Origin of the sequence: Legionella feeleii, from assembly GCF_001467625.1 — a bacterium.
Taxonomy (GTDB): domain Bacteria; phylum Pseudomonadota; class Gammaproteobacteria; order Legionellales; family Legionellaceae; genus Tatlockia; species Tatlockia feeleii.
Map to the genome: position 1 here is coordinate 25077 of NZ_LNYB01000032.1, position 26737 is coordinate 51813.

The window sequence follows — 26737 nt, forward strand, 5'->3', positions numbered from 1 at the left end:
CTCTCTATTAATTGAATTTTTCTATAATTGCTTGAAGAGCCAGGCAATAACCTCCAACTCCAAGCCCACTGATAACCCCTATGGCAATATCAGAAAAATAAGAATGATGACGAAATGTTTCGCGCGCATAGATATTACTGATATGGACTTCCACAAATGGAATTGCTGCGCCTATCAATGCATCACGAATTGCGATACTAGTGTGTGTGAAGGCTGCTGGATTGATAATAAGGTAATCAACCTTGTTATCGGCGGCCTGATGAATAATGTCAATCAACTCGGCTTCAGAGTTACTTTGTTTGCTGGTTAACTGAATGCCAGCCTCAGCTGCCTGCTTATTGAGCAACGCATCGAGTTTTGCCAGAGTCGTTGTGCCATAGATAGAAGGCTCGCGTACTCCCAGGCGGTTCAGATTTGGCCCATGCAAAACGAGTATTTTCTTCATTATGAGTTAATTTCACAAAATTGAAGCGATTCTGCCTGAACTTTATGATAATGTCCATATATTCGATGATATCGGCACGATATCGGCATGATGTCTTCCATTTTGCGGTTACATTTTTGAATGGATAGTCTAATATCGCTGCGTAGTCAATTATGTTATCTTTCTTAGATTATTCAGTATTAGATCGCTTTCCAAATTCGCTGTAGTGGGAACGTGCGAGGGGCACCAAACGCAGAACCGGAGTGTACGTGCAAGTACATGAGGATTCGAGCACTGTATCGACGAAGCAATTTCCCGCCATGGTAGAATGGAGAAAGCGGTCTATTAAGCAAGGGATTGAAAAAAGCTATGGTTACACATATCACAGATGTCACGCTGCGTGATGCGCATCAATGTTTAATTGCAACACGTATGCGCACCGAAGATATGTTGCCAATCTGCCATAAAATGGATCAGGTTGGTTTTTGGGCTATGGAAGTTTGGGGAGGCGCCACATTCGATGCCTGTTTGCGCTTTTTAAAGGAAGATCCCTGGCTGCGGCTTAAGTCATTGCGCCAGGCGCTACCCAATACGCAGTTATCAATGCTTTTGCGCGGGCAGAATTTATTGGGCTACCGGCACTATGCCGATGATGTAGTTCAGACTTTTGTACGTTTGGCAGCTAAAAATGGTGTGGATGTTTTCCGTGTTTTCGATGCTTTAAATGACGTACGTAATGTAAGAGTAGCGGTAGAAAGCATCAAGGCTCAAAAAAAGCATGCACAAGGGGCTATCTGTTATACAACGAGCCCGGTACATAATCTGGAAAGTTTTGTAACGATTGGTAAGGCTTTTGCTGATATTGGTTGTGACAGTATTGCTATCAAGGATATGGCGGGTCTGCTCACGCCAACCGCAACAATTACCCTATACCAAGCGTTAGCCGACGCAACACAACTGCCTATCCATTTACATACCCATGCTACGTCCGGGTTGGCTGGTATCTGTCACTTCCAGGCAGTATTAGCGGGTTGCCAGCACATTGATACCGCCATTTCATCTTTCTCCGGAGGCGCTTCTCATCCCGCAACGGAGCCTTTGGTTGCCGCATTGGCTGGTAGTGAATTCGATACAGGGCTTGATTTGAATTTATTGCTCGAAATTGCTGATTATTTTCAAGATATACGCAAAAAATACCAGCAATTTGAAAGTGAAGCGCGTGATATTGATCCACGAGTACAACTTTATCAAGTGCCAGGGGGAATGATTTCAAATCTCTATAGTCAGCTGAAAGAACAACATGCCTTGGACAAGATCAATGCAGTGCATGAAGAAATCCCGCGAGTACGTAAAGATCTGGGCTACCCCCCTTTAGTGACACCTACTTCGCAGATCGTTGGCACGCAGGCTGTTTTGAATGTATTGACTGGTATTCGTTACAAAACGATAACCAATGAAGTTAAATTGTATTGTCAAGGGAAATACGGTGCTGCACCGGGTAAAATCAACGCCAGTTTGCGTAAGAAAGCAATCGGGCATACAGAGGTAATTGAAGTCAGGCCTGCCGATTTGTTACCAAAAGAATTGAAGCGTCTACGGGAAGAAAGTGGTGAGTTCGCCAAAAGTGATGAAGATGTGCTTTCTTATGCGATGTTCCCTGAAATTGGTAAGCAATTTTTAGAGCAACGAAAAGCCAATACTCTGCAACCCGAACCTTTAATAATCAACAGATCCCCAGCACCAAGTGATCGATTATCGGAGTTTGATATTGCCTTGCACGGTGAAAACTACCATATCAAGATTGCGGGCTACGGAACTCGCGAGCAAGGCCAGCAAGCTTGTTTTTTATGGGTTGATGGTGTGCCAGAAGAAGTCCTCATCAGCCTTGAAGATACAGAGGAAACGAATTTAGCCCCCGCTGCTAAACGGCCGTCTGGGCCAGGTGATATTACTGTTGCCATGCCAGGTAACATTGTGAGCGTCAATGTTACAGTGGGAGACAAAGTGACTAAAGGGCAGACTTTATTAGTACTTGAAGCCATGAAAATGGAAACTGAAATTCAGGCTCCTTTTAACGGTACAGTAGCAGATGTTATGTGTCAGAAAGGTGATAAGGTAATGCCCACTCAGGTTTTGGTCTGTTTATTACCAAACAATAATTAAACAGCAAATAGCAGTGAGCGTGTTCTGTTTGTTACAAGCGAGTAGGCTAGGAAGGTTTCTGCCCAGCTTTTAAAATGCGTTCTTTAATGCCTTGCCAGCGTTCTTGTGCGGGTGGGAGTTCAATAGCAATACAAGAGGCTGGTGATTGATCCGCATAACGAAGTTGGTAATACAGCTCAAAGGCAGTGTCTTCGGGCGAGGTTGGAAACTGGTAAAACAGTTCGCGGGGCAGCTGCGGCAGGTTGGCAAAGGCAAGCACATAAACAGGCGTGGTGCTTTGCTGGCAGAAAGCAAGCAGGCTGGCACGGTCTGGAAAGCAATAGAGTGGTTTTTCAGGCTGGTAGTGGCTATCTAATTTTCCTGGCACTCGAATCGTGTCGCTGCATTTTAATTGCTTGTTTGGCAACATAGCGTTGAGTTCCAGTTCATCAATCAGTCCAGGACGCAGGATTTGATAACCATGGGGATCAATTGCTGCCACAATAGTCGATTCAATTCCAATTTGACAACGTCCCCCGTCCAAAATAAGTAAATCTTGTTGGTGAAAACTATGCTGAACATGCTCCGCTGTTGTAGGACTAATTTTACCGAAAGGGTTTGCTGAGGGGGCTACGAGCGGGGCACCAAGTTGTTTTAAAAGCGCTTGTGCAATTGGATGTTTAGGACAACGTAAGGCCACAGTATCTTGTCCCCCCGTGATTGAAGGACTCACTTGCCCTGGTTTGCTTTTCATGACCAGTGTTAAAGGGCCGGGCCAGAAATGTTCAATCAAGATCCGGGCGTAATCGGGGATAAACTGTACCCACTTCGATAAATCCCAATTTTCTGCAACATGCATAATAAGTGGGTGATTAAGAGGTCTATTTTTAAGCGCATAGATTTTCCTAATCGCCTCTTCATTCTCAGCGTTTCCTGCAAGCCCATAAACTGTTTCAGTCGGTATAGCAACGATCTCGCCCTGCTTTAGATAGGAGACAGCAAGTTCGAGATTAGTAGTGATAGTACTCATAGTAAATTAATACATCCTTTGGCCATAAGGGCAAGTGTGGAATTATTACCCAAAATTGCTGGCAGGCAAACCATTATTTAACGTGAGTTCGATAGAAAAAACAGGATTTTGTTTTTTCTATCGTAATAATTTGTGTAACAAAGATGATTTTACCAGAGGCCATGTTATTTATTTTGTTGGGGCAAAAAACTTTAATAATTTAAAAATAAAAAAACTATATTAGTTTGGCATTAATACCTGTAAGATATTGCCAACGGATTTTAGCGAAGGCCAACCTCAGGAAAATACGCTTAATCTGAAATCCGAAATTCAACTTGACGGGGATATTCCAACAATCCTTGTTAGAGCATTTAAAATTGCTTAATTTCTAAAAATTGGCAGGGAAAATGCTAGCAAAGATGGGTACTCCCGGACGAGTCCTCATGCATACTTTAAGGAGAAAGATTAATGCGTATAAATTTCCATTTATCCCCTGTAGCTGCTTGCTTGGCTTTAACCCTAGTCTCTTCTGCTAACGCGGCTGAGCCACTTCCATTAGATCAGGTTTCATTACAGCATTTACAACAGCAGTTTTATCTGTCATTACCGAATATAAAGACTGCCAATTCCAACCCTGCTGATGTTTTACAATTTGTAAAGCAACATAAAGACAAAAACAAGATAAGCCATATTCGTATGCAACAGTACTATGCTGGTTTCATGGTCTTTGGCGGTTATGCCATTATGCATAGTGATAGCTCAATAAATAACTTATTAAATACACAAAAAGATGTGCAAATGAATGGAACAGTCTATCGTGGCTTGCAGGTTGAATTAGGAGAGCCTCCAGAGGATTTTGTTAAAAATTCCAGCAAAATATTACAACAGTTTAAAGAAAAATTTCAAAACAAAGATGTGAGTGAAGAGCAGATAACTCCTATCATTTATATTGATGATAAACATCAAGCGCATTGGGCATATAAAGTTAGTGTTTTTGTGCGCTATGATCATCAAATTCCAGAAAGACCAACAGCTATCCTTGATGCGAAATCATCTAAACCTTTTGTGGAATGGAATGATATTAAAACAGTGGTTAGAGCCCCAGTGAAAGGAATTGGATTTGGTGGTAATACTAAAATTGGGGAGTATGTTTTTGGTAAAAATTATCCCTTTCTTGAAATGACTCGAGATAACAAAAAAGAACGCTGTTATATGGAAAATGAAAATGTAAAAGTAGTTGATATGGAGCATGATTATTTTTCTTCGAATGATCCGATGAAATTTAATTGCAAAACGTCCGGTAATACCGCCGCCAATACCTTCTGGACTGGCTATAAAGCGGATGGATATGATAGAGAAAATGGTGCCTTTTCACCTACCAATGATGCCCTCTATGCTGGCTATGTAATTAAGCATATGTACCATGATTGGTATGGCGTTGAGGTTTTAGTCAAACGGAATGGCGCGCCTATGCAAATAGTGATGCGTGTTCACTATGGTGAAGGCTATGAGAATGCCTATTGGGATGGCAGACAAATGACCTTTGGTGATGGCGATTCCACTATGTATCCTTTGGTTTCATTAGGCATTGGAGGTCATGAAATCAGTCATGGATTCACTGAGCAACATTCCGCACTAGAGTATTTTGGCCAGTCAGGGGGGATGAATGAAGCCTTTTCTGATATGGCCGCACAAGCTGCTGAATATTATTCCAGTGGAAAAAATAATTGGTTAATTGGTGCAGAAATTGTGAAAGAAAGCAGTGGACGTGATGTTTTACGGTATATGGATAAGCCAAGTCGTGATGGCCATTCCATTGATTCCGCTGACGAGTATTATGGAGGCCTGGATGTCCATCATTCAAGTGGCGTATTTAACCGTTTATTCTATTTGATGGCTAATCAAGCCGGTTGGAATACACGTAAAGCGTTTGATGTCATGATCAAAGCCAATATGGATTATTGGACCCCTTATTCCACTTTTGATGAAGGGGGGTGTGGTGTTTTGCGAGCGGCGAAGGATTTGGGTTACTCTGTAAGCGAGTTAAAGAAGGTACTGGACGAAGTTGCTATTAATTATCAACTCTGCGAGAACCCCAAACCAACTCCAACCCCTTCTACCTAATGTTATAGAACTCAACCAGACGCTGAGCTATCGCGTCTGGTTGCTCCATATGGATATGGTGACCACCTTGCATTTGATTTATCTGCAGGTCTTTAACGGCTTTTATACGTTCTTGCATGTCAAAATCTTTAAAGACAAAGCCATTATCAGCCAAAATCAAAAGACTTCTGGCAGTAATGCCTTGTAAACAGGATAATATTTGTCCTTCGGTCATGTATAAAGGCGTTGGATTTAACAAGCGTCGGTCATGTCGCCAATAAAATGACTCTTTTCTTTTAACGACACCCCGTTGACAAATGATTTTCGCATAGTCTAGTGATAAGTATCCTCGTTTGGCGCGTGCCTGCGCAGCTAAATCAAGAGATTGATAAGGTTTTGCCTCTTTATTTTCTCCTTTAAGATGATTGATATATTGTGCCAATTGTTTGCGACAAGTTTGTTCTGGTTGGGAAAAAGGTCCCAGGCCTTCTATCAAAATTAACGAAAGGACCTGTTCTGCCGCAACACCGGCAATCAGGCTGGCCAGGCAGGCTCCCATGGAATGTCCTAATAAATGAAAGTGCTTGAATCCTAAGGCATGAATAATTTGCAGGCAGGTAAAAATACCATCGCTGAAGTGATAATAACAGCCCTCGGGCAGGTGAGAGGAGTGGCCGTGGCCAGGTAAATCAATCGCGAGCAAATAAAATTCTTTTTCCAGATAAGGTGCCAGGAGATCAAAGGAATTGGCATTATCAAGCCAACCATGTAGAGCCAGCATAGGTGGGCGCTCTGGATTTCCCCAGGCTTTACCTGCAATGGTAAACCCAGGGATGGTAACAGTGAAGGTTTTCATAAACGGCTAATCAATAAATTTCTTAATAATTCATGTTACCTAAACCAGCAGAATGATAAAAGTAGGTGTTAGCTACCGCTTATTACGATAGTTAGTGTTATGCTTAGTTAATGGATTTTGAATCTCTAATGTGGCTATGCAAAAACAACAGCGAAGCCTGTCTCTAATAACCTACAACATCCATAAGGGTTTTAGTTTCAGTAAACGTTTTTTATTACCTCAAATGCGAGAGGCGCTATTAACCTTAAATCCTGACTTTGTTTTTCTGCAAGAGGTGCAGGGAGAGCATAGGCTACGGGAAAAACGCATTGGTGCTTGGCCCGATGCTCCCCAATTTGAATACATTGCAGAAAAAATATGGCCTCACTACCTGTATGCAAAAAATGCAATTTACCACTCAGGTCATCATGGGAATGCCATTTTAAGTAAATATCCTTTTGAACGATTTGAGAATATCAATTTATCTTCAATGAATCGTGCCTCACGCAGTATCTTGCACAGTCAGGTAAAAATAGGGGAGGGACTACAGCAAGTCAATGTCCATCTTCTTTGCGTTCATCTCGGTTTATTTAAGGCAGAGCGTTCTTCGCAGTGTAGTGCATTGATGCAGCGAATCAGTGAAGCGGTACCAGAACATGAGCCTTTGCTTATGGCAGGTGATTTTAATGATTGGCGCCGTCATTTATCAAAACCATTGGCAGAAGAGTTAGGTATTAATGAGGCTTTTTACAGCATGAGAGGCCATCATGCCCGTTCATTTCCGGCAATAAAACCGGCCTTTTGTGTGGATCGGATTTATTTTCGTGGGATGCGGGTTTCAGAGGCCTATTGTTTGAAAGGTAAACCCTGGCGGATGTTGTCGGATCATTTGCCTTTACTGGCTCGTTTTGAATTCATTTAACACAGGACTTACGCAACACGTCGATCTCTTCGTTAAAATTTCCTTTTAATTCGGTCATTTAGTTAGTCTAAACTCCCTCATTAAAAGCAAATTTTGCCTCGACCTCGACGTGTTGCGTAAGTCCTATTGCCAATATTTCGATCTCTTCGTTTAAATTTCATTTTAATTCGGGGTCATTTAGTTAGTCTAAACTCCCTCATTAAAAGCAAATTTTGCCTCGACCTCGACGTGTTGCGTAAGTCCTATTGTCAAAACTTCGATCAATAAGGAAGCGGCAGGTGCCGCTTCCTCTTGCCTTTATTCCATATTTTCCAGGTATTCACCAAAACAGGCTGCACTATTTAACCGTGCGCGCTTAAGTAAGGCTTCCTGGGCTGCTTTAATGTTATCAGGTTTACCACCCCAGGCTTGCAGGCAATCTTCTTGTAACGCTCTTCCATAAGAGAAACTTAGATTCCAGGGTTGATAGCCCGCACTATTGATTGCATTCAGATTGGCAGTAGCCTGTTGTGGTGATTGGCCGCCAGATAAGAAATTAATTGTTGGTACCGCAGCAGGTACATTATTACGGAATACACTAATGGTGTAATCAGCAACTTCTTCTGCTGAACTAAAAGGAACTGTCTCTTTACCAGAAGTGACCATACTTGGTTTAAGAACGATGTGTTCCAAATCAACCTGATGAATGAATAAAGCATGAAAGAGCTCATGCAATACCATTTCACAGGCTTCAGCACAATGTTCAATGGAGTGATTACCATCCATCAATACTTCCGGTTCAACAATCGGAACAATACCAATTGATTGGCAGGTTGCTGCATAACGAGCAAGCATCTCAGCACCAGCCTTGATAGCAGTCAAGCTAGGGGTGTATTCACCAATGGTGTAAACATTGCGCCATTTTGCAAATTTTGCACCTAACTTTTTAAAATGCTCCAGGCGCTCAGCCAAGCCATCCAAACCTTGGGTTACTTTTTCATTATCAGTATTGGCTAAAGTAACCAACCCCTTATCTACTTTAATGCCTGGAATAATGCCTTTTTGGGCAAACAAGTCAGGAATAGCTGTACCCTGATCATCTTTATGCTGAAACGTTTCTTCAAACAGGATGACCCCGTTAATGTATTGTTCCAAATCGGGCGTAGTGGCAAGCAAGTGGCGATACGCACGTCGATTTTCCTCTGTGTTTTCAAGACCAATTGTCTCAAATCGCTTACCTATAGTACCGCTGCTCTCATCAGCGGCTAAAATGCCTTTACCGTCTTGCAGCAGATGTTCCATCGTTGCTGATAATTCATCGTAATACATAATAGTTTATTCTCCTCTCGTTAAAACGGTTATTTACTTGGACTTGAAATGTATTTTTCTCGAATGATTTGTTGCAAAGCAAACCCTTTTTCTTTCAGATAATTGAACGCATCGTCGATCATACCGGGATTTCCACACAAATAAATCATATCTTCTGTGGGATTTAGGTTTAGATCCGGGAAGGCATGTTGTACATAGCCTTTGTATTCATGAGGGCCTAAGGCACTTTCTTGTTCCCGACTTAAATGAGCACGAAAAGTGACTTGCGGATGCTGGGCAGCAAAAGCAATGAATTCATCCGAATAAAGGAGGTCTTCATGTTTTTGCACGCCCTGCAGAATAACAATTTGAAGTTCCGGATTAACTTTTAAACGCTCTTTCAGCTCATTAATCATTGCCCGATAAGGAGTGACGCCGGTACTGGTTGCTACAAAAATGTAGCGTTTAGGCATCTCTTCTTTGAGGATTAGGCGTCCAAAGGGTCCATTAATATTGATTTTATCGCCTGGTTTTAAGTTAAACAATAAATCAGTACCTGGTCCATCAGCAACATAGCCTGCTGCAAATTCGATGTAATTGTTTTCTGTAGGAACATTAGCAATACTATAACTACGCTTGAGCATTTTACCATCCCGTTCAAAATGAATGGTTATAAATTGCCCCGGAAGGTAGGTGAATGGGGGGGATTGTTCTGTTTTGAAAATAAAATGCTTTACTTTAGGAGAGACCATAAACGCGTCTTCCAGGGTAATGGGAAAGGTATTGACTTGCATAATAATTACAACTTGGTTAGGAAACCCACTAATATAGGGGAAAAATTATGCATTGCAAGAGTTGATAGAAGAATTAAGTATATAATTAGAGTATGAATAGCACTGACCTAATCACAATGATTGGCAATTTGAGCCGATCTCTTTTTCCTGTGCAACATCTTCTTTCAGGGGGTGCTTATTTGCTCGGTATCGTATTTTTCATGACTGCAATAGCAAAACTCAGAAAAATAGGTGATCATCGGGCTAACTCCTCTTCTCAAGAAAAGATGTTTGTACCCTTCGCTTACATTGTGGGTGGTTCTGCGTTGTTATTTTTACCTAGCGCAGTACAAAATTTATCTAATACTACGTTTGGTACAGGCAATGTTTTGCAATATGCCAATTATAATCCCTATGATATTTATAGCTCTATGGGTTTAATCATTCAGACAGCGGGTTTGATTTGGTTTATTCGGGGTTGTGTACTATTGGTAACAGCCAGTGAACCAGGAGTTCAGCAGGGGGGGAAAGGCCTGGCTTTTCTTTTTGCGGGAGTTTTAGCGATGAATTTTGAAAATACTACCGCCTTTTTAGCTACGGTAATGGGTAAAATAGAAGCGTTTAGCATGCAATTTGTTAGTTAAAGCAAGCTAATTATTGGTATCTAAAGTATATTTAATAAGAAGATTGCTCATGTGAGCCCTTAAGGAGTAGCGATGAAAAGGAATTATCAATCTATCCTGGCCTGCTTAATTCTATTTCCTGTTTTGCTTTTTGCTGCTAATAAAGGCACTGAGCTAAAACCCAGTTTGATTTTAAAGCACATTAAAATGATTAAAACGGGTGAACCTGCCGGCGATGAACTTTATTTTGATATTAGTACCTATCGCACCGGGAAGCCTACGCACTATGCGCGCATTCCAGAGCTACCTGGTCATTGGATTTCCCAAATTATGGACAAAGTCAGGGGGATTACTTTGTGGTCTGAGCCATTGGCACCAGGAGAAGCTGTTACCGTCATTTTGTCTTTGAATGAAGCAGATGCTGCTCCCTGGAATAATGATGATATGATTGGTTCAGTAAAAATACAGTTAAAAAACGAAAGAGGAACCTTACAGACACGTTGGAGTCTTCCTAATCGCAGCGATAGTCTGATAACAACTTCTGGCCCAGCTGGTGATATTCATAGTTTTGAATTGATGAGTGGGAATGGTAATTATGAAATCTCTATTCGGTTGCAGTCACAATCGAAGTGAGTGCATTGATGTTGTTCACGCGTAGCGGGGCACCTGTTGGTTGCTGCAGGGTAATTTACTCACTCTCACCGCAAATCTTGAGGTTGTTGGCTTTAGCAAAATCCAAAATGGCTTGATAGACTTGTGGACTGGATTCCTTGAGTTTGGGATCAAGTAGAACGCATTTATAGCCTTCTGTATTCACGCTAGGTTGCAGGAGGGGGGAATAGTGAATACGTCTGTTTTTGAAGCTGGCCATTGTCCCACTCATTCTCTCTGCCCAATCACTGGGACGAAAAGGCTTACCTTGAGGAGTAACCCCTTCGATAACAATTTTTTTGTTCTCGGAGTCTTCGGCCATATTTGATACATATTAAAAACAGTATGCCTAGTATAGCATCATCTTGGCAAAACAACGAAGCAATGGCAGTAAGGACAATTATTATGTTAGCATGCTAACGATTTAATTTTAGATGAGCATTCACTGTGAATCAGAAAGAAAACCATTCAGGAATATATTTGTTACCCAATTTGTTTACTACGGCAAGCCTTTTTGCTGCTTTCTACTCGATTGTTGCTTCATTAAAGGCGCAATACGAAGTCGCTGTTATCGCTATTTTTATTGGTATGGTTGCTGATGGGCTTGATGGACGTATTGCTCGTTTGACGAATACGCAAACTGCATTTGGTGCTGAATACGATAGCTTGTCCGATATGGTTACCTTTGGAGTGGCACCCGCCTTACTGCTGTATAGTTGGAATCTGCAGCAATTAGGTAAAGTAGGCTGGTTAGTTGCATTCATTTATACCGCTGCAGTGGCTTTACGTCTTGCACGTTTCAATACCCAGGTTGAAACAGCGGATAAACGTTATTTTCAAGGTCTTGCCTGTCCTCCTGCAGCAGCAATTGTTTCGTCCTTTGTTTGGTTTTGTTACCAAAACGAATTGCAGCATTTTGCAATCGCTATACTGACAGCGTTTATTACTGTTGTTGCGGCGGTTCTTATGGTGAGTAATGTACGCTATTACAGTTTTAAAGAAATTGATTTTAAAGGAAAGGTTCCTTTTTTATATCTATTGGTTATGGTAATTTTGTTTGTCGCGATTGCAGCAAACCCGTCTGTGGTTCTGTTTGTTGGTTTTGTCATTTATGCTTTGTCTGGTCCTTTGCAAACCTTGCTTGCCTTGCATCGTGTGCGCAAACAGCGCAAACGCCAGTCGTCTGATGAATCGTAATATTTAAGACAATTATTCTATCTCACCAAAGCGATTATTGATGAGTTCAGTAATCGCTTTTTCCATCTCTACTTCATCCGGACCATCAATTTGTAAGGTTAACTCACTGCCTTTACTGGCAGCAAGCATCATAATACCCATAATGCTTTTGCCATTAACGGTCTGCGTGTTTTTGGTGACGTCAATATGACTTTGAAATCTCGATGTGGTAGAAACGAATTTCGCAGAAGCCCTTGCGTGCAATCCCAATTTATTGATGATGGTAATTTTAGTTTTTATCATGACGACTACAATTTAGCATGTGCAGCAATTTTCTACAATCACGATAGTTTTGAGAAGACCATAATTATTTTTTACTAATGACCCTCCCTACAAAAAAACCTTTGCATTCCTTGCTTTGCCACACACCGCGAGTAAGGCCGTATTCTGATAATTTATAGACATAATAGTGTAAGTGATCTTCCCAGTTTGTTTTTTGGGTATGGCCTCGCGCCCTTAAACTACCTTCCATAAATGAAATCCCGGCGATTTTTTTATTATTAAAGGTGAATTGATCTAACTTGATCCCGCGATCGGTGACGGCTCCAAATTGAAGTTGCTCATTGACCGTGCCCACAAAGGTACCAGGAGTATGCGCTTGGCAGTAATCCTGGCTAATTCCTTTTTTATTGGGTATGGCCTGGTAATATTTTGCTGACCAAATCACGTCTTTTTCATTAGCATAGGCAAAAGATGGAAGTAAGAAAACGGAAATTAACAGGATTTTTAACATTTTTTTCTTGGGAAATTATCAAGCTTGACACAGCTTATCGGGTTGAAAACTGAATATCCAGAGTTCAGAGTGAAGTAGCTATTGTAGACTAATTTTTCCCTATAGAAGCAGGAGGCTTTTAGTAGCCTATGTTCCTGGCCAAATGATTCCTACAATGCTGCTTTGAAAAATTCAGGGTCTGCTTTTCCGTGAAACAAGACAATCCAAGCAGTTGGCAGCTTATCATTAGGCACAAAACATGATAGGGGCAATGTAAATCAAAGGGCTTCTTCTGTTTGTACAGTCTCAGAGGTTAATAGATTGTAGAGCGCTTCGCTATTAGTCATTCGTCGGCAGGCATCTCTAAATGAGGGAATGCTGAATTGCTTGATAATTGACGCTAATAGTTGCAGGTGTTGATCAACCTGTTGATCCTGGGGAACGACCAACCCAATGACTAAATCGACCGGTTGCTTATCAGTAGCGCCAAAATCAACTGGATTGAGCAATCTAATGACGCAAGCGTGTGGTTGCGTAATACCAGGCACACGTATATGGGGAATAGTGATCCCTTGTCCAATAGCGGTACTTCCCATGCATTCTCTTTTCCAATAGGCATCAAAGAGGTCTTGTGCGTCAAGTTGAGGTTGCTCTCGACTGACTAGTTGACTGATTTTAAGAAGTACTGCTGTTTTGCTTTGTGAGGTTGAATCGATATAAACACTATTTGGATTGATAACATGGCAAAGTTGCATGATTACAGACCGGAAGAAAAACTAGGTCTATTTTAACGCTACCTGTACACAACAAACAACCTTTTGGAGATATTGTTTTTTTGCATAAGTTGTAACCAATTGATTTTATCTTTTTATTTTTATTGGTAGTCAAAATCAAAAGATTACAACCTGATTAAGAGTAAAAACAGAATTAAAGATTATTCACGGTGCTCACGAATTTTTTCTTTATGCTCTATTAGCTGTCTGTCCAGTTTATCGACCAAGGTGTTAATCGCTACATACATATCCTCTGATTCAGCACGGGCATGTAATTTGGCTTTTGAAATTAAGATGGATGCCTCAGCAATCTGGCTTAATTTTTGTACATCAAAGACGACATGAATAGAAGTAATTCTGTCGAAATGGCGTTCCAGTTTGGTGAATTTATCTTCCGTAAAAGCCTTTAAGGCAGGGGTAACTTCGACATTATGACCAGTGAAGTTGATCTGCATAATCCTCTCCTTCAGTTGAAATAAAACTAACTACGAATTGTTTTGCGTTCATTGGATGGCGCAATCCCCATGGCTTCGCGATATTTAGCCACGGTGCGTCGGGCAACTTGAATGCCTTGTTCGCCAATCAATTGGGCAATTTTACTATCACTCAACGGCTTTTTACGGTTTTCCGCAGCAATTAATTTCTTGATGACTGCTCGAATAGCTGTTGATGAACATTCTCCTCCACTACTTGTTGTCACGTGGCTGGAGAAAAAGTATTTTAACTCAAACACACCGCGCGGGGTATGCATAAATTTTTGTGTAGTAACTCGTGAAATGGTTGATTCATGCATATCTAAAGCAAGAGCAACATCGTTGAGAATGAGCGGTTTCATCGCTTCATCACCGTGCTCAAGAAATTCCTGTTGATATTCCACGATGCACTGGGCAACTTTTAATAACGTTTCCTGTCTGCTTTGAATGCTTTTTAAAAACCAGCGTGCTTCCTGCAAGTTATTCTTTAAAAACTGGTTATCAGCACTATTGTCAGCCCGCTGAATGAGAGAGGCATAGTGATTGTTGATACTCAGGCGCGGCAATGTATTTTGGTTTAAAGAAACCTGCCATTCACCATCGACTTTTTTTACGATGATATCTGGAATAATGTATTCAGTGGCGCCTTGATGGATGAGACTGCCTGGTTTCGGGTTTAAACGCTGAATGATTTGCAATACTTTATCCAGATTGGCTTCATTAACCTGGTAATTCTTCATTAATTGACGATAGTTATGATGGCCAAGCAGCTCAATATCGTCACGTACAATTCGTTTTGCCAGGTCGAGATCCCCATTTGGATCGGGTAATTGTTCAAGCTGGACCAGTAAGGCTTCTGCCAGAGTATTTGAAGCACAGCCAACTGGATCAAAATGTTGCACGCGATGACGGACTGCTTCAATTTCTTCGATATCCAAAGGATGGGCTTCACTATCCAGGCTGGTATGCAATTCGAGCATTGTCTGGGTAAGAAAGCCATCATCATCAATTGCATCAATAATAGCCGTCGCGATGACTCTATCTATATCGCTCATTGGTGTTAAATCCAATTGCCAACGCAAATGGTCTTGCAAGTTGGTCGTAGTGCAATAAAGATTCTCATAATTGAAATCGATATCGTCAAAATTTGTGCGTTTGTTTTGACTGGTATAAAGCTGTGACCATTGAAAATCGGAAAACTCTTCCTGGGATTGTTTTTCGTTTTCCAGATGTGACTCTTCCTTTTCTTCATTGGGCGTGGCTTCTAGCATCGGATTGGATTCAACGATCTGTTGGATCTCTTGTTGCAAATCGAGTGTAGAGAGTTGTAGAAGACGAATCGCTTGTTGAAGTTGCGGGGTAAGCGTTAGTTGCTGACTTATACTGAGTTGCAACGATGGTTTCATGCAAATCCTCTTTGTTTCATCGCTTTTATTCTTAAGTTTAACTGATTCAGGGCGATTATCCAGTAGAGAATAAGGGCATTTTTAACCCAAAAAGACCTTAAGATGGTCAATAAGAATATAAAAAAAACTTAACGATTACAATTAAATCGATTAGTGGGCAAAAAGGGGGAAAAAAAAGCCTCCAAATGGAGGCAATTATTGATTTATTTAACTTTTTTCTCTTTGAAGATAACATGCTTACGAACGACAGGATCGTATTTCTTCAATTCCATCTTTTCAGGATGGTTACGCGGATTCTTGGTTGTTGTTACGTAGTAACCAGTACCTGCGGTTGATTCCATCTTAACTTTGATAGTGACAGCTGCCATGGTAGTTTCCTCTCAATTAAACCTTTTCGCCGTTTGCTCGGAGCTTATCCAAAACAGCTTTGATTCCTAATTTATCAATAATTCGCATACCTTTCGTACTTACTCGAAGAGAGACGAAACGGTTTTCTTCTTCAACCCAAAAACGATGTCTTTTCAGATTGGGTAGAAAGCGTCTTCTTGTTTTGTTGTTGGCGTGCGACACATTGTTACCTGTAGTAGGTCGCTTGCCAGTAACCTGACATACTCTTGACATGTTGTTACTCCGAAGTGTTCGATAGATTTAATTCTGTTTTGTATAAATTCGGGGCCTTCGCCGAGCGAATTAGCCGGGTGTGAAATACAAGAGGCGTTTTATAGCAAAAAATGGCCCATTATGCAATGTATTCAGGTTATTTTTCCAACAAAGCATCTGCTTGTTTTTAAAAACCGAGAGCACCAATGATTGTAAACCCTTCTCTGGCAAGTCTATATCGTGTTATTCGCGACATAGGAAACTTATTCGTTAAATCTGCTTTTATCGATAAGGTATGTTTTGCGGTGAGTTGCAACTGAAAAATTTAATAATTTCAGGGCTCACTGCAGCTGTTTGCATCTGCTCTACAATTGAATAAGAAGTAAAAGACATGCACAGATGCTTCCCTCATGTTAAACTAGTGCCAACTTATACCCCGTAATTTAAGATGATGTATTACTATGAAAGAATATACCAAAGCCAAAATTGCCTCCGATTTGGAGCAAGATCTCCTTCAGTTTCTGGATGATGACCAACTTAAAGCAGATGTCCTGGACTATTTACTGGATCCGCTCATCGAATTGAAAAACAAGATACTCATCGAATATGGTGAGTATCTTCCTGTCAGTGACGATAAAAGAAGCCAACAAATAAGGAAACTGCTTGCGGATGATTTCCGACAAAAATACCCGCATCATAGTGAGAAATTAGAGGGTATCCTTGAGGCAACATGGATGGTTATTGAAGAGCAAATAGCCCACGTCATAGCCTATCGCATGGAAGGGTATACTCGAACAGTGTATGAAGCACAGATTCCAGGTTCCGGTGCAACCTATAATGAGGAGAGAACCTACTTGCAAGCACTGGCAAGTGCTGTTGCGGGTACCCCCAACGCCGAGCAACTAGAACAGCATGACATTGAGGTAGTCATTTGTGAAATCGCGCAAGCGCATTTGGATGACTTGGCAAGAAAAGGCATATACCCAAGCTCCTCGAAAATTGCCCGGACCGGCGCTTTAATGCAGTATAAGTATGAGCCTGGGGAAGATAATAACCACGCCTTTCTTTTCAACACAACAGCGACTCTTAGCGGTATTTTGAGCGCGGGTGCTTTTACAGCGACGCTGCTGGCTTTGAAGACAATTATTACGATTTCCACAGCAGGGGTGGGATTGCTAGCTTCCGTTGGTGTGGTTGCTGGATTAGTGAGTTTTGGTCTTTATAGTTCCAATAAAGAGCCGAAAGAGCATACTGGTGATCCGCTAATACATGTACCTGCAGCGCAATAACAGTAATGATGACATCGTTGTGCCGCTTTGAATTTGGAAACACTTCTTTTCATCAGTGATTAATAGCCCGTAAATACTCACAAATCTTTCTTTAGAGGGTATAATCCGCGCATTAAAGCAAATTGAGTAAATTTTATGCATCGTACAATTAAGAGTTTTGTCTTGAGGGCTGGAAGATTAAGTAACAGGCAAGAGCAGGGTTTAATGCATTATTTGCCGGCTTACGAATTAGCTTTAGATGAAAAGCCGTTTGATTTTCAGGCAATTTTTGGCAGGGAAGCGGAGACTGTTGTCGAGATTGGTTTTGGTATGGGCGCGTCGCTAACGACTATGGCCCAGCACTATCCCGAGCGTAATTTCATTGGCATAGAGGTTCACCGTGCTGGAGTTGGGAGTTTAGCGGCTGACTTACATGAGTATGCCATTAAAAATGTACGGATTATTTCCCATGATGCTGTGGAGGTGTTAAAGCGTCATATTGCTGAAAACTCGTTGTCAGGGGTGCAAATTTTCTTTCCCGATCCCTGGCCTAAGAAACGTCATCATAAACGACGCTTGATTCAAGCTGATTTTATAAAATTATTAGTACGTTGCTTGAAACCGGGAGGATTTATTCATTGCGCAACAGATTGGCAAGAGTATGCCGAGCATATGCAGGCTATTTTATCGGTTGAGCCAGCTTTAACGAATAGTGAGCCCAAAGGTGGTTTTTCGCCGCGGCCGGAAACCAGACCCTTAACCAAATTCGAGCAGCGTGGAAACCGTCTTGGACATGGTGTTTGGGATCTTATCTATTTAAAGAGATAGATAGACAGAATGTTAGGAGAATAACGAGTAATTTTTGTGATACTAGTGTTATTGCAGAGCATTTCGCAGGGAAAGGGAGCGTTTCTTAACTAATTATTTTGATCTTCATTTTTCCACTGTGTAATATGAATTTTCTATGAGCCTGTCAATTGTCTAAAAATATAAAATAGGAAAAGGGATATGCACTTATTGGATAAGATCGATCAGATCCTTGCTAGAAAAGATGAAGGCGGCCTGGCGGCCTTTAAAGAGCTTATTCTTGAAGAATTAAAAACCAAACCCAAAATCTTACGACACATTTTTTGTTTAAGAAATGGTGCGCAAACCACTATTTTAAATCATCTGATTCGTGCCCATGATGCTGTCGAGCATAATTTGACGGAGTACATCAGATTCCTTTTCGAGCAGGGGGCAAGCGCCCATGTTGAAGAGCCCGTTCATTTAGCCTTTCAATTGGGAAAACCTGATTTAGCGACTCTTGTACTTGAACAGGCAAAAAAATTTGTTGAAGAGCCAACTCCACAACAACTGTTGGCAGATAGCTATGACCCGGAGCGAAAAACATTGTTAGCCAGGGTAATTGATACTGGGAACATTGATAATTTACGTGTTGTTTTGGACAATCATCCCAATGTTAATAAACCGAGTGAAATTCAAGTCGGTAAAGATAAAAAGATTTCTATTCCCCCTCTGCATCAGGCCATTATTAAGAATTTTACTGGAGCAGTTGACGCCTTAATTAAAGCAGGGGCAGACGTTGATAATACTTATGGCGCATTGCAGGAAACGCCTCTTTTATTAGCCGCTCGGTTAGGGCGGGTGGACGCTTTAAAGACTATTCTTGAATCAAAAGCACCCAGACTGGATTTGGAAGCAACGAATGAGGAGTCCAATCGGGCAATCGATTTGTTATGTGCTCGCCTGGATGCAAGGGAAGATCCACAGGGGGCTTTACGGGGTATCGCTATGCTTCTTTGTCATGGAGCGGCTGTTCCTCAAGAGCAAGCCTTCTGTACCTTATTACAAGATAGTCGCTATGCTTTACTGGATGAAGTTTCAACATACACAGAGAAGCTGCCAGAGCTTGCAGCCAGTTTCGTTCGCCGCTGCCATATTAGTGGCCCCTTCACTCAATTATCTATGCGGAAAATTCCTGGTGGCAATCACTCTGGTACCTTTTTGCCCGCCCTAGCCATGTCGCTTTACAATTGGAGTCCCTGGTTTTAAGAGGGCAACCAGCCGCCAAGAAAAAGGAAGCAGAGGTGGAGGCAATTGATGAGGCCCCTGGTCCTTTTACCAAAGAGGAAGTTCAGTTCGCCACTTTTGTGAAAAAGTATGAGGAAGCGCTTTCTATTAAAAAATTTTTAGGGATAACTATTTTTAATCCCTGGAGTTCAATGCGTTGGGCGATAGATAGTGGGAAATTTACCAGTCTGGAGCAGGTAAAGAAGTATAGGGCGGATTATCCGGGTACACGAACAGAAAGGGTTCTGGAGAAGATGGAGAAGCGTCGAGAATCGCTTCACGAAGATCTTGATGGTGTCAATCAGGTAAAGCAGGTATAAACCCTTGCCATTTGCTTGCTTAAACAGATTATACACCCTAGAATTCTACTTTTGTGTGAAGGCGGAGAGATACAGATGGGATGGAATGAGCCGGATAAGGATAAAGATAAAGATCCGTGGAGCGGTAAAAATCAGCCGCCAGATTTGGACGAAGCATTGAAACGTTTTCAAGATAAATTGAAGAAAACCTTTTTTGGTGGTTCTGGCCAATCCGGTAATGAAGCGCCTTCTTCCAATAATGGCGGCGTGCTCGCTGTGATGGTCGCTTTGGTTGTGGTTATTCTCTGGGCTATCTCTGGCATTTTCATCGTTGATCCTGCCGAGCAGGCAGCGATTCTACGTTTTGGCAAGTATGTGGAAACCGTCGGTCCTGGACCTCATTGGATTCCACGTATTATTTCGTCAAAGATTGTGCAAAATGTCGAGCGTCTCTCTGACTATTCCTATTCAGCACAGATGTTAACGAAAGATGAGAATCTGGTATCAGTGTCGTTGGCTGTACAGTATCGAATCAACGATTTGCAGGCTTATCTCTTTAACGTAGCTGATCCGCAAGAAAGCTTACAGCAAGCCACTTCAAGTGCTTTGCGACAAGTAGTGGGTACAACAACCCTTGATCAGATCATTACAGAAGGCCGTGAAGCCTGGGGAAGTAATGTCCAGGATTCTTTAATCAAGATTCTGGAAAAATATAAAACCGGAATTGTTATCGTGAATGTTTCACCACAACCTGCCCGTGCACCTGAAAATGTACAGGATGCCTTTGATGATGCAATTAAGGCTCAGGAAGACGAAAAACGCTTTAAAGAACAAGCCCTTGCCTATCAAGCCCGAGTAGTTCCTATTGCAGAAGGGGGAGCAAAGCGGGTGTTTGAGGAAGCACAAGCCTTTGCCAAACAAGCAGTATTGCGTGCGAAGGGGGAAGTCGCAGAGTTTTTAGCCCTTTTACCGGGCTATACCCAAGCTCCGATAGTGACTTCTGAACGGATGTATTTAGATACGATGCAACAAGTCTTAAGCAAGAGCAGCAAGATTATTGTCGATGGCAAATCAGGCAACCTTTTGTATTTACCCTTAGACAAATTAGCAGCGAATCCAGTGTCCGCATCTCTTCCAGCCACCCCTGAGGCTGCGACCAAGATAGATCATTCTGCAGTCGCTAATGATATACAGAATACACTAGTCAGTGACCGGAATATCACCAGACGCACTTACCGTCAGGAGGGGAATAACTAAATGAATACGACTAAAGCAACTTTAGGCATTCTATTGTTCATTATATTGATGGTATTGCTTGCCAGTGTTTTTACTATTACTCAGGGCCAACAGGGTATTTTACTTCGTCTTGGGCGTTTGGTAAGCGATGCTGATACCAATAAAGCAAAAATATTATTGCCTGGCTTACATCTAAAAACACCCTTTATTGAGAGTGTCCGCATTTTTGATACACGCATTCAGACTTTGGATATCAAATCCTCAAGGATTGTAACCAAGGAGAAGAAGGATGTGATTGTGGATTATTATGTGAAATGGCGAATTAATGATTTAGCTCGTTATTTTAAATCCACAGGTGGTAATGAATTCAAGGCAGAAACCTTGCTTGAGCAACAGTTAAACACCTCATTGCGTGCGGAATTTGGGAAACGCAGTATTTCTGATCTGGTGTCTGGCGGGCGCGATGATGTGATGGAAGTTTTACGTGGTAAAGCAGAACAGCAAGCTGCTGAACTAGGTATCGATGTCGTTGACGTGCGTATTAAAGGCATAGAATTACCCGAGAATACTTCCAATGCTATTTATCAACGTATGCGTGCCGATATGCAGAAAATAGCTAGCCGCCATCGTGCTGATGGTCATGCAGCAGCAGAAGCAATCCAGGCGGCAGCCGATGCGCAAGTGACTATATTGCTTGCCAAAGCACAAAGCGAAGGTCAAATAGTCAGGGCTCGTGGTTTGGCTGAAGCGGCTACTATCTATGCCGAAGCCTTTAGTAAGAATAAGGATTTCTTCACTTTTTATCGGAGCTTAAAAGCTTACGAAGGTAGTTTTAACAGCAGACAAGATATTCTGGTATTGGATCAAAGCAGTGCGTTTTTTGATTACTTTAGACATTCCTTGTCAAAAGGTGATGGTGTTAACGCCAAAAACTGATTATAATCGTCAATTTTGCTGAAATCGGGTTAAGCATGCTTAACCCTTTTTTATTTATTGGAGATACGGTTTGCTCATTAATTTTCTCTCGGCCATTGCGTTAGTATTTGTATTCGAGGGATTAATGCCATTTACTTCTCCTGAGCGATGGAAGCAATTATTGCGCAAGATTATTGGACAGGATGAGAAAATATTGCGTTTAACTGGTTTTTTTAGCATGCTGGTGGGAGTTGTTCTACTCACCGTTGTTCATCAATTTGCAGAGTAAGAGTCCATTATGGGTAAAAATGTTGTTGTGATAGGTACGCAGTGGGGTGACGAAGGCAAGGGTAAAATTGTCGATCTGTTAACACATGACGTACAAGTAGTTGTTCGTTATCAAGGTGGACATAATGCAGGACATACACTGAAAATCAAAGGTGAAAAAACGGTCTTGCGTTTAATTCCTTCCGGCATATTACGTCCTCATGTGCAGTGTTATATTGGTAATGGAGTCGTATTATCGCCTAAGGCATTGCTTGATGAAATTAAAGAGCTGGAAAATAAAGGTGTTAATGTTCGTAGCCGCTTACATATCAGTCAAGCCTGTCCTTTGATTTTGCCTTGTCACATCGCGTTGGATAATGCGCGAGAAAAACACAAAGGCGATGCAGCGATTGGTACCACTGGTCGCGGTATTGGGCCTGCCTATGAAGATAAAATTGCCCGACGAGCACTCAAGGTAAGCGATTTATTGCATCCAGAGCGTTTTAAAACAAAACTCACCGAGTTATTGCAATATCATAATTTTGTATTGAAACATTATTACCACCAGGAGGAAATTGCTCTTGAGCCTTTATTAGCAGAAGCGGCCGAGTGGACAGACGCTTTGCAAAATATGATTTGTGACGTGACAACCTCTTTGCATGAGCATCGGGAAAAAGGGGAGTCTATCTTATTTGAAGGAGCGCAAGGCGTATACCTTGATATTGATCACGGGACTTATCCATTTGTGACCTCATCGAATACCTGTGTAGGCAGTGTCGTCAACGGGGCAGGTTTTGGTCCGCGTTATCTTGATTATATCCTGGGTATCACTAAGGCCTATACTACTCGTGTTGGCGGTGGTCCGTTTCCTACCGAGCTGAAAGATGAAATAGGTAAGGGATTGGCTACCCGTGGTTTTGAGTTTGGTGCGGTAACTGGTCGCCCTCGCCGTTGTGGTTGGTTTGATGCCGTATTGCTGCGACGTTCCATAGAGCTTAATAGCATCACGGGTTTATGCATGACCAAGCTTGATGTATTGGATGGCATTGATACGTTGCGCATTGCTGTTGCCTATCGAAATGCAAAGGGGCACTTGTTATCCCGGCCACCGCAAGCAGCAGAAGACTTTGAAGGGTTAGAACCTGTGTATGAAGAGCTGCCAGGATGGAGTGAATCAACCGCTGATGTAACAGAGCTTAAGCAATTGCCTGCCAATGCCCTGGCTTACGTTAAGCGTATTGAAGAGTTGTTGGGTGTACCTGTTGATATGCTGTCGACTGGTCCAGAGCGCGACTCTACGATTATATTGCGCAATCCTTTAGCAGATTAGTTGGTCTTATTGACAGTTCGCTAGCTTGAGTGGAAAAGCGCTAATAGTAGAAATGTCAGCAGACCTCGCCTCTTTTCTTCAGGGTTTTATTGATTAAAACCCTGTCTACGCTTTGGTTCCTGATTCTTTAGGTGTGGCCCAGAAGCATTATACAAACTACTCACGGATTTGGTTGTGCGCTACTAAGGAAGAGACTTTTACAAGGAGTTAGGATGTATTCTTTTTTTGAGCAAATTTTCAGGAAGATTAAGGAAATACAACCGGTTAGCACAACTGGTGCGCTTGCCCATACCTATTATTGGCTTACTTCCTTTGGTTCCGGTGATCTCGTATTCCATAATCCAAATTTTAAAGTACCCAAGGATATTGCCCCTGATTTAAGTGAAGGCGTCGCGATTTATTGTACTCATGGTACGGCTGATCAGGCCGGCGCTTTTGACAGAATTGCTCAGCGTCTAATTGCAGCAGGTCTTCCCGAGCTTGTTTCTTCCATTCATCTTGTGTCCTTTGATAGTCGCTATCAAGGCCAAGGGATCAACTATTTTTCCTCACAATTAGCTGAAAAAATAAAAAAGAATGGGCACAAACATGTTATTTTAATAGGCCACTCAAGAGGTTGTTTAGTGAATACTTATGCAGCCGAGCAATACCTTTCCGAGGAAGGGATTCATGTCGAGCGAGTAATAAATTTATGTGGTCCTTTTGGTGGTTCCGATTTAGCAATTGATCCTATTTCACGAGTATCTATTTCAGTAGAGCAAATGCAGGTAAACAGCACCTTTCTCAAAAAATTGGGTGCTAAAGTGATGCAGTCGAAAGCAATCTATAATTTTTTTGCTGCTGCACAAGATTGGATTGTGCGGCCAGCCTTGTCTTATGTAGTTGATTATGTAAAGAAAAATCCAAAGTCGCTGGTTGAGCTTGATCGTCACGGACATCTTTCCATTATGTCTTCCCATCGGGTAGTCGATTTTATTCGTGATTACATTATTGAAAGTTGTGCCGCTTTGGTGTCATCCGTTCGTGGAACTCACAAGAAAGAAGTTGAGCAAAATGCGGATGAAGAGGTTGTAGCAATGGTTGATAAAGAACTGGATGATAGTGATTTTATTTTTGTCGGCAAGGATGAAGTTGAGGATGAGCTGTTAAAAGGAAGCCATCGGATTGTAGAAAAGTCAGAAGACGAAGAGGGCTATGTTTTGATTGATGACAAGGAAATTGACGAAGCGTCATCATCAACCAGCCCTAGATTCTAAAATGACTAATGTTAATGCCGCCGCATACAACAACCAGTATTGATTCGAAGTCGTGAATGATAGGGTGATTTTCGTAGACTACCGCTAACGATGCGCCGCTCGACAGTTCAACCAGCAAGCGCTGATCCCTGGCAAAAAAACGGCTTCCCTGCTCTGCGGATTCATCACTCACTACAATACTCTGGATGGGATGTTCTTCTGACCATTGCATCAGTCGCTGTGTTACAGACTTTGCCCCAAGACTGGTCGCTTTAGAGGTAATGGAAGGTAAGACAATGCGGCCAGAGGCTTTTAACGATTGGGAAAAGGCGTCTGCGCCCACTGTTTCAACTGCAATTAGAGGCACGTGATTCCAACCTTGCTGCCGCATACCTGCAAGAACACCACAGGCAAGTCCGCCTCCTCCTACAGAAACTATCACTGCGTCTGGTGCCTTCAGTCCTTGTGTGGCTACCTCTTCAATCATCGTTGCATGGCCGTCCCACAGCATGGGGTGATCAAAAGGGGGAATATAGGCTGCTGTGTTCTCGTTGGCAAAAAGCTCTGCTGCTTGATGGGCTTCATCCCACACCGAACCTGCAACAACTACTTCAGCCCCGTAGGATTTAATAGCATCAATGTAGAGTGGATGGCTGCTACTTGGAATAAACACGGTGGTAGGGACATTCAGTTTCATGCCGCAATAAGCCACTGCAACGCCGGCATTACCGCCTGAGGAGGCAACAAAGGCGCGGACTCCTTTTTTCCACTCATGTTGGCATAAATGCCCGATACCACGCAGTTTAAATGAACCAGGTGGCTGAAGTAACTCTAACTTAAAATAAATGGATTTACCGCATTTATTTTTCAGGTATTGTGACGAAATGAGTGGGGTTTTGCTATGGAGTGGCTGCACCGAATTTCTCCAAACTATTAATATAAGAGTAGCTTCTTTCACTTTAACCGAGAGAGAAGGAGCTACCTAGATTATTTTTTAACGCATTTTGGTAAACGACTTCAGCGACACTTAAATCCTGAATTGCAAGCCCGACCGATTTGAATACGGTTAATTGATCGCTATAGTTTTTTTCCTTGTGTAACAGGTATTGACCGAACTCAATGATTGCCTCCTTTTTTAGTTGATTTTGCTCAATAGCACTGATGATTTCCCCCGACTCGGACAACACCGCCTCTAACTGATCAGCGATAACAACAGCTTGACTCAAGACGTCATTGGCAATTTCTTTCATCGCAGGGGAGTGCGAACCTATGGCATTAATATGTGTATGGGGTTGTAGGGAGTTGAAATGAATTAAAGGTTCAATACTACTGGTCGCGGTGCAGATAATATCGGCGTCGCGAATCGCTTTTGGTACGGAATCATGCACTTTAACCTCGTATTGAGAGGCAATTTTTTTTGCCAATTTTTCTGCGTTTTCTTGATTGCGTGACCAGAGAGAAACACGTTTGATGTTGCGCACTGCGGCAACCGCTTCAAGTTGAGTGAACGCTTGCGGGCCTGACCCAATAATAGCCACATGGCTGGCATCGTCACGGGCAAAGTATTTGGTTGCCAGTCCTGAGACCGCTCCTGTTCTTAAGGCAGTTAAATAAGCGGCATCCATTAACACCTTCGGTTCCCCGGTGGTCGCATCAAGTAACATAATAAATCCGGTAATTGAGGGCTTATTTTTGGCAGGATTATTGGGAAAAATAGAGGCTACTTTTAAACCTAAGGTTTTATCACTGGCAAGGTAGGCTGGCATGGTTAAGGTCAAGGCGTTTTCCTCGGCAACAGGAATACCTGTTCTCAAGGGTAATTTGACTTCCTGTTTTGCTAGCTGAATAAAAGCACGTTCCATAGCGGCAATTGCTTGCTCCATCGTGATACTTTGTTTTACTTCGGCTAAGGACAATAATCGAAGACTCATTTCTTTCTCCTGGTGATACCCTTCGAATCACATTATAATAGTTTGCTAATAAATAGCAAGCTATATAAATTATTCCTTGGTTTTTCGTTTATAGTGGGCTCATTGTATAATGGGGAAAATTTGGGGCTCTCCCCCAAATGTAGGGGCACTTTAATCGGATTAAAGTAATCTAACTCTTTGATTCCGCAATCAAAAGAGGGTTAAAGTGCCAAGA

Annotated in this window: 30 protein-coding genes; 15 read left to right on the forward strand and 15 right to left on the reverse strand. The window is 42.0% G+C overall.

Features of this window, described 5'->3' with window-relative positions; translation table 11 throughout:
- Nucleotides 1-7: 7 nt before the first annotated feature.
- Complete coding sequence (aroQ, locus tag Lfee_RS05915; RefSeq protein ID WP_058444851.1) at nt 8-445, reverse strand: type II 3-dehydroquinate dehydratase; 438 nt, start codon at nt 443-445, stop codon at nt 8-10.
- 348 nt (nt 446-793) lie between these two features.
- On the opposite strand from aroQ, the gene oadA reads away from it, so the two are divergent.
- Nucleotides 794-2587, forward strand: coding sequence for a sodium-extruding oxaloacetate decarboxylase subunit alpha (gene oadA / locus Lfee_RS05920; RefSeq protein WP_058444853.1), 1794 nt, complete (start codon nt 794-796; stop codon nt 2585-2587).
- 46 nt (nt 2588-2633) lie between these two features.
- On the opposite strand, the gene Lfee_RS05925 is transcribed toward oadA, so the two are convergent.
- Nucleotides 2634-3596: an L-threonylcarbamoyladenylate synthase gene (locus tag Lfee_RS05925; RefSeq protein ID WP_058444855.1), complete on the reverse strand. Its 963-nt coding sequence runs from the start codon at nt 3594-3596 to the stop codon at nt 2634-2636.
- 447 nt (nt 3597-4043) lie between these two features.
- Between Lfee_RS05925 and proA the strand changes: the two genes are divergently transcribed.
- Entirely contained in the window at nt 4044-5699 is a 1656-nt protein-coding gene (gene proA / locus Lfee_RS05930; protein ID WP_058444857.1) for a zinc metalloprotease ProA, read from the forward strand.
- On the opposite strand, the gene Lfee_RS05935 is transcribed toward proA, so the two are convergent.
- A complete protein-coding gene (locus Lfee_RS05935; protein ID WP_058444859.1) occupies nt 5692-6534 on the reverse strand; it encodes an alpha/beta fold hydrolase in 843 nt (280 codons plus the stop codon). The two genes, proA and Lfee_RS05935, sit on opposite strands and share 8 nt — an antisense overlap.
- Before the next feature lie 136 nt (nt 6535-6670).
- On the opposite strand from Lfee_RS05935, the gene Lfee_RS05940 reads away from it, so the two are divergent.
- On the forward strand, nt 6671-7435 hold the full coding sequence (locus tag Lfee_RS05940) for an endonuclease/exonuclease/phosphatase family protein (protein ID WP_058444862.1): 765 nt from the start codon (nt 6671-6673) through the stop codon (nt 7433-7435).
- Nucleotides 7436-7732: 297 nt separating this feature from the next.
- Here Lfee_RS05940 and Lfee_RS05945 read toward each other — a convergent pair whose 3' ends face one another.
- Both Lfee_RS05945 and Lfee_RS05950 read right to left on the reverse strand, forming a co-directional pair.
- Nucleotides 7733-8743: a class I fructose-bisphosphate aldolase gene (locus tag Lfee_RS05945; RefSeq protein ID WP_058444864.1), complete on the reverse strand. Its 1011-nt coding sequence runs from the start codon at nt 8741-8743 to the stop codon at nt 7733-7735.
- Between the two features lie 29 nt (nt 8744-8772).
- Nucleotides 8773-9516: a ferredoxin--NADP reductase gene (locus Lfee_RS05950; RefSeq protein WP_058444866.1), complete on the reverse strand. Its 744-nt coding sequence runs from the start codon at nt 9514-9516 to the stop codon at nt 8773-8775.
- 92 nt (nt 9517-9608) lie between these two features.
- On the opposite strand from Lfee_RS05950, the gene Lfee_RS05955 reads away from it, so the two are divergent.
- Nucleotides 9609-10139, forward strand: a complete 531-nt coding sequence (locus tag Lfee_RS05955; protein ID WP_058444867.1) for a hypothetical protein — start codon at nt 9609-9611, stop codon at nt 10137-10139.
- 72 nt (nt 10140-10211) lie between these two features.
- Entirely contained in the window at nt 10212-10751 is a 540-nt protein-coding gene (locus Lfee_RS05960) for a hypothetical protein (RefSeq protein WP_058444869.1), read from the forward strand.
- A gap of 55 nt (nt 10752-10806) precedes the next feature.
- Here the strand turns inward: Lfee_RS05960 and Lfee_RS05965 are convergent, their stop codons facing one another.
- Nucleotides 10807-11091: a DUF3579 domain-containing protein gene (locus tag Lfee_RS05965; RefSeq protein ID WP_058444870.1), complete on the reverse strand. Its 285-nt coding sequence runs from the start codon at nt 11089-11091 to the stop codon at nt 10807-10809.
- Between the two features lie 125 nt (nt 11092-11216).
- Here Lfee_RS05965 and pssA point away from each other — a divergent pair, with 125 nt between their 5' ends.
- Complete coding sequence (gene pssA / locus Lfee_RS05970; RefSeq protein WP_058444872.1) at nt 11217-11966, forward strand: CDP-diacylglycerol--serine O-phosphatidyltransferase; 750 nt, start codon at nt 11217-11219, stop codon at nt 11964-11966.
- A gap of 12 nt (nt 11967-11978) precedes the next feature.
- On the opposite strand, the gene Lfee_RS05975 is transcribed toward pssA, so the two are convergent.
- The 7 genes from Lfee_RS05975 to rpmB form a co-directional block, all read right to left on the reverse strand.
- Entirely contained in the window at nt 11979-12248 is a 270-nt protein-coding gene (locus Lfee_RS05975) for an HPr family phosphocarrier protein (RefSeq protein ID WP_058444874.1), read from the reverse strand.
- A gap of 64 nt (nt 12249-12312) precedes the next feature.
- The gene (locus tag Lfee_RS05980; protein WP_058444876.1) at nt 12313-12738 is read right to left on the reverse strand and encodes a hypothetical protein; all 426 of its coding nucleotides are present in this window, start codon (nt 12736-12738) and stop codon (nt 12313-12315) included.
- 257 nt (nt 12739-12995) lie between these two features.
- Nucleotides 12996-13472 (reverse strand): PTS sugar transporter subunit IIA, encoded by a 477-nt coding sequence (locus Lfee_RS05985; RefSeq protein ID WP_058444878.1) that lies wholly within the window; start codon nt 13470-13472, stop codon nt 12996-12998.
- Between the two features lie 179 nt (nt 13473-13651).
- Nucleotides 13652-13945, reverse strand: a complete 294-nt coding sequence (hpf, locus tag Lfee_RS05990) for a ribosome hibernation-promoting factor, HPF/YfiA family (protein ID WP_058444880.1) — start codon at nt 13943-13945, stop codon at nt 13652-13654.
- A 26-nt stretch (nt 13946-13971) separates the two neighbouring features.
- Nucleotides 13972-15369, reverse strand: a complete 1398-nt coding sequence (locus tag Lfee_RS05995) for an RNA polymerase factor sigma-54 (protein WP_058444881.1) — start codon at nt 15367-15369, stop codon at nt 13972-13974.
- 203 nt (nt 15370-15572) lie between these two features.
- Nucleotides 15573-15737, reverse strand: coding sequence for a 50S ribosomal protein L33 (gene rpmG / locus Lfee_RS06000; RefSeq protein ID WP_019216095.1), 165 nt, complete (start codon nt 15735-15737; stop codon nt 15573-15575).
- Nucleotides 15738-15753: 16 nt separating this feature from the next.
- A complete protein-coding gene (rpmB, locus tag Lfee_RS06005; RefSeq protein WP_058444883.1) occupies nt 15754-15990 on the reverse strand; it encodes a 50S ribosomal protein L28 in 237 nt (78 codons plus the stop codon).
- A 440-nt stretch (nt 15991-16430) separates the two neighbouring features.
- Between rpmB and Lfee_RS06010 the strand changes: the two genes are divergently transcribed.
- From Lfee_RS06010 to Lfee_RS06050, 9 genes are all read left to right on the forward strand, one after another.
- Entirely contained in the window at nt 16431-17258 is an 828-nt protein-coding gene (locus Lfee_RS06010; RefSeq protein WP_058444885.1) for a hypothetical protein, read from the forward strand.
- A 135-nt stretch (nt 17259-17393) separates the two neighbouring features.
- Nucleotides 17394-18065 (forward strand): tRNA (guanosine(46)-N7)-methyltransferase TrmB, encoded by a 672-nt coding sequence (gene trmB / locus Lfee_RS06015; protein WP_058444887.1) that lies wholly within the window; start codon nt 17394-17396, stop codon nt 18063-18065.
- A gap of 180 nt (nt 18066-18245) precedes the next feature.
- Entirely contained in the window at nt 18246-19292 is a 1047-nt protein-coding gene (locus tag Lfee_RS06020) for an ankyrin repeat domain-containing protein (protein WP_058444889.1), read from the forward strand.
- 35 nt (nt 19293-19327) lie between these two features.
- Nucleotides 19328-19630 (forward strand): hypothetical protein, encoded by a 303-nt coding sequence (locus tag Lfee_RS06025; protein WP_058444891.1) that lies wholly within the window; start codon nt 19328-19330, stop codon nt 19628-19630.
- A 75-nt stretch (nt 19631-19705) separates the two neighbouring features.
- The gene (gene hflK, locus Lfee_RS06030; protein ID WP_058444893.1) at nt 19706-20866 is read left to right on the forward strand and encodes an FtsH protease activity modulator HflK; all 1161 of its coding nucleotides are present in this window, start codon (nt 19706-19708) and stop codon (nt 20864-20866) included.
- Complete coding sequence (gene hflC, locus Lfee_RS06035) at nt 20867-21781, forward strand: protease modulator HflC (protein ID WP_058444895.1); 915 nt, start codon at nt 20867-20869, stop codon at nt 21779-21781.
- Between the two features lie 70 nt (nt 21782-21851).
- The gene (locus tag Lfee_RS06040) at nt 21852-22049 is read left to right on the forward strand and encodes a DUF2065 domain-containing protein (RefSeq protein ID WP_058444897.1); all 198 of its coding nucleotides are present in this window, start codon (nt 21852-21854) and stop codon (nt 22047-22049) included.
- A gap of 9 nt (nt 22050-22058) precedes the next feature.
- On the forward strand, nt 22059-23357 hold the full coding sequence (locus Lfee_RS06045) for an adenylosuccinate synthase (protein ID WP_058444899.1): 1299 nt from the start codon (nt 22059-22061) through the stop codon (nt 23355-23357).
- Between the two features lie 212 nt (nt 23358-23569).
- The gene (locus Lfee_RS06050; protein ID WP_058444901.1) at nt 23570-24613 is read left to right on the forward strand and encodes an alpha/beta hydrolase; all 1044 of its coding nucleotides are present in this window, start codon (nt 23570-23572) and stop codon (nt 24611-24613) included.
- On the opposite strand, the gene Lfee_RS06055 is transcribed toward Lfee_RS06050, so the two are convergent.
- On the reverse strand, nt 24603-25508 hold the full coding sequence (locus Lfee_RS06055) for a pyridoxal-phosphate dependent enzyme (protein WP_058444903.1): 906 nt from the start codon (nt 25506-25508) through the stop codon (nt 24603-24605). The two genes, Lfee_RS06050 and Lfee_RS06055, sit on opposite strands and share 11 nt — an antisense overlap.
- Nucleotides 25509-25551: 43 nt before the next feature.
- Nucleotides 25552-26523, reverse strand: coding sequence for an ornithine cyclodeaminase family protein (locus Lfee_RS06060; RefSeq protein WP_058444907.1), 972 nt, complete (start codon nt 26521-26523; stop codon nt 25552-25554).
- Nucleotides 26524-26737: the final 214 nt, after the last annotated feature.

Coding starts and splice junctions, on each gene's coding strand:
- aroQ (WP_058444851.1), bottom strand. CDS start 445: ATGAAGAAAATACTCGTTTTGCATGGGCCAAATCTGAACCGCCTGGGA.
- oadA (WP_058444853.1), top strand. CDS start 794: ATGGTTACACATATCACAGATGTCACGCTGCGTGATGCGCATCAATGT.
- Lfee_RS05925 (WP_058444855.1), bottom strand. CDS start 3,596: ATGAGTACTATCACTACTAATCTCGAACTTGCTGTCTCCTATCTAAAG.
- proA (WP_058444857.1), top strand. CDS start 4,044: ATGCGTATAAATTTCCATTTATCCCCTGTAGCTGCTTGCTTGGCTTTA.
- Lfee_RS05935 (WP_058444859.1), bottom strand. CDS start 6,534: ATGAAAACCTTCACTGTTACCATCCCTGGGTTTACCATTGCAGGTAAA.
- Lfee_RS05940 (WP_058444862.1), top strand. CDS start 6,671: ATGCAAAAACAACAGCGAAGCCTGTCTCTAATAACCTACAACATCCAT.
- Lfee_RS05945 (WP_058444864.1), bottom strand. CDS start 8,743: ATGTATTACGATGAATTATCAGCAACGATGGAACATCTGCTGCAAGAC.
- Lfee_RS05950 (WP_058444866.1), bottom strand. CDS start 9,516: ATGCAAGTCAATACCTTTCCCATTACCCTGGAAGACGCGTTTATGGTC.
- Lfee_RS05955 (WP_058444867.1), top strand. CDS start 9,609: ATGAATAGCACTGACCTAATCACAATGATTGGCAATTTGAGCCGATCT.
- Lfee_RS05960 (WP_058444869.1), top strand. CDS start 10,212: ATGAAAAGGAATTATCAATCTATCCTGGCCTGCTTAATTCTATTTCCT.
- Lfee_RS05965 (WP_058444870.1), bottom strand. CDS start 11,091: ATGGCCGAAGACTCCGAGAACAAAAAAATTGTTATCGAAGGGGTTACT.
- Lfee_RS05975 (WP_058444874.1), bottom strand. CDS start 12,248: ATGATAAAAACTAAAATTACCATCATCAATAAATTGGGATTGCACGCA.
- Lfee_RS05980 (WP_058444876.1), bottom strand. CDS start 12,738: ATGTTAAAAATCCTGTTAATTTCCGTTTTCTTACTTCCATCTTTTGCC.
- Lfee_RS05985 (WP_058444878.1), bottom strand. CDS start 13,472: ATGCAACTTTGCCATGTTATCAATCCAAATAGTGTTTATATCGATTCA.
- hpf (WP_058444880.1), bottom strand. CDS start 13,945: ATGCAGATCAACTTCACTGGTCATAATGTCGAAGTTACCCCTGCCTTA.
- Lfee_RS05995 (WP_058444881.1), bottom strand. CDS start 15,369: ATGAAACCATCGTTGCAACTCAGTATAAGTCAGCAACTAACGCTTACC.
- rpmG (WP_019216095.1), bottom strand. CDS start 15,737: ATGGCAGCTGTCACTATCAAAGTTAAGATGGAATCAACCGCAGGTACT.
- rpmB (WP_058444883.1), bottom strand. CDS start 15,990: ATGTCAAGAGTATGTCAGGTTACTGGCAAGCGACCTACTACAGGTAAC.
- Lfee_RS06010 (WP_058444885.1), top strand. CDS start 16,431: ATGAAAGAATATACCAAAGCCAAAATTGCCTCCGATTTGGAGCAAGAT.
- trmB (WP_058444887.1), top strand. CDS start 17,394: ATGCATCGTACAATTAAGAGTTTTGTCTTGAGGGCTGGAAGATTAAGT.
- Lfee_RS06020 (WP_058444889.1), top strand. CDS start 18,246: ATGCACTTATTGGATAAGATCGATCAGATCCTTGCTAGAAAAGATGAA.
- hflK (WP_058444893.1), top strand. CDS start 19,706: ATGGGATGGAATGAGCCGGATAAGGATAAAGATAAAGATCCGTGGAGC.
- hflC (WP_058444895.1), top strand. CDS start 20,867: ATGAATACGACTAAAGCAACTTTAGGCATTCTATTGTTCATTATATTG.
- Lfee_RS06045 (WP_058444899.1), top strand. CDS start 22,059: ATGGGTAAAAATGTTGTTGTGATAGGTACGCAGTGGGGTGACGAAGGC.
- Lfee_RS06050 (WP_058444901.1), top strand. CDS start 23,570: ATGTATTCTTTTTTTGAGCAAATTTTCAGGAAGATTAAGGAAATACAA.
- Lfee_RS06060 (WP_058444907.1), bottom strand. CDS start 26,523: ATGAGTCTTCGATTATTGTCCTTAGCCGAAGTAAAACAAAGTATCACG.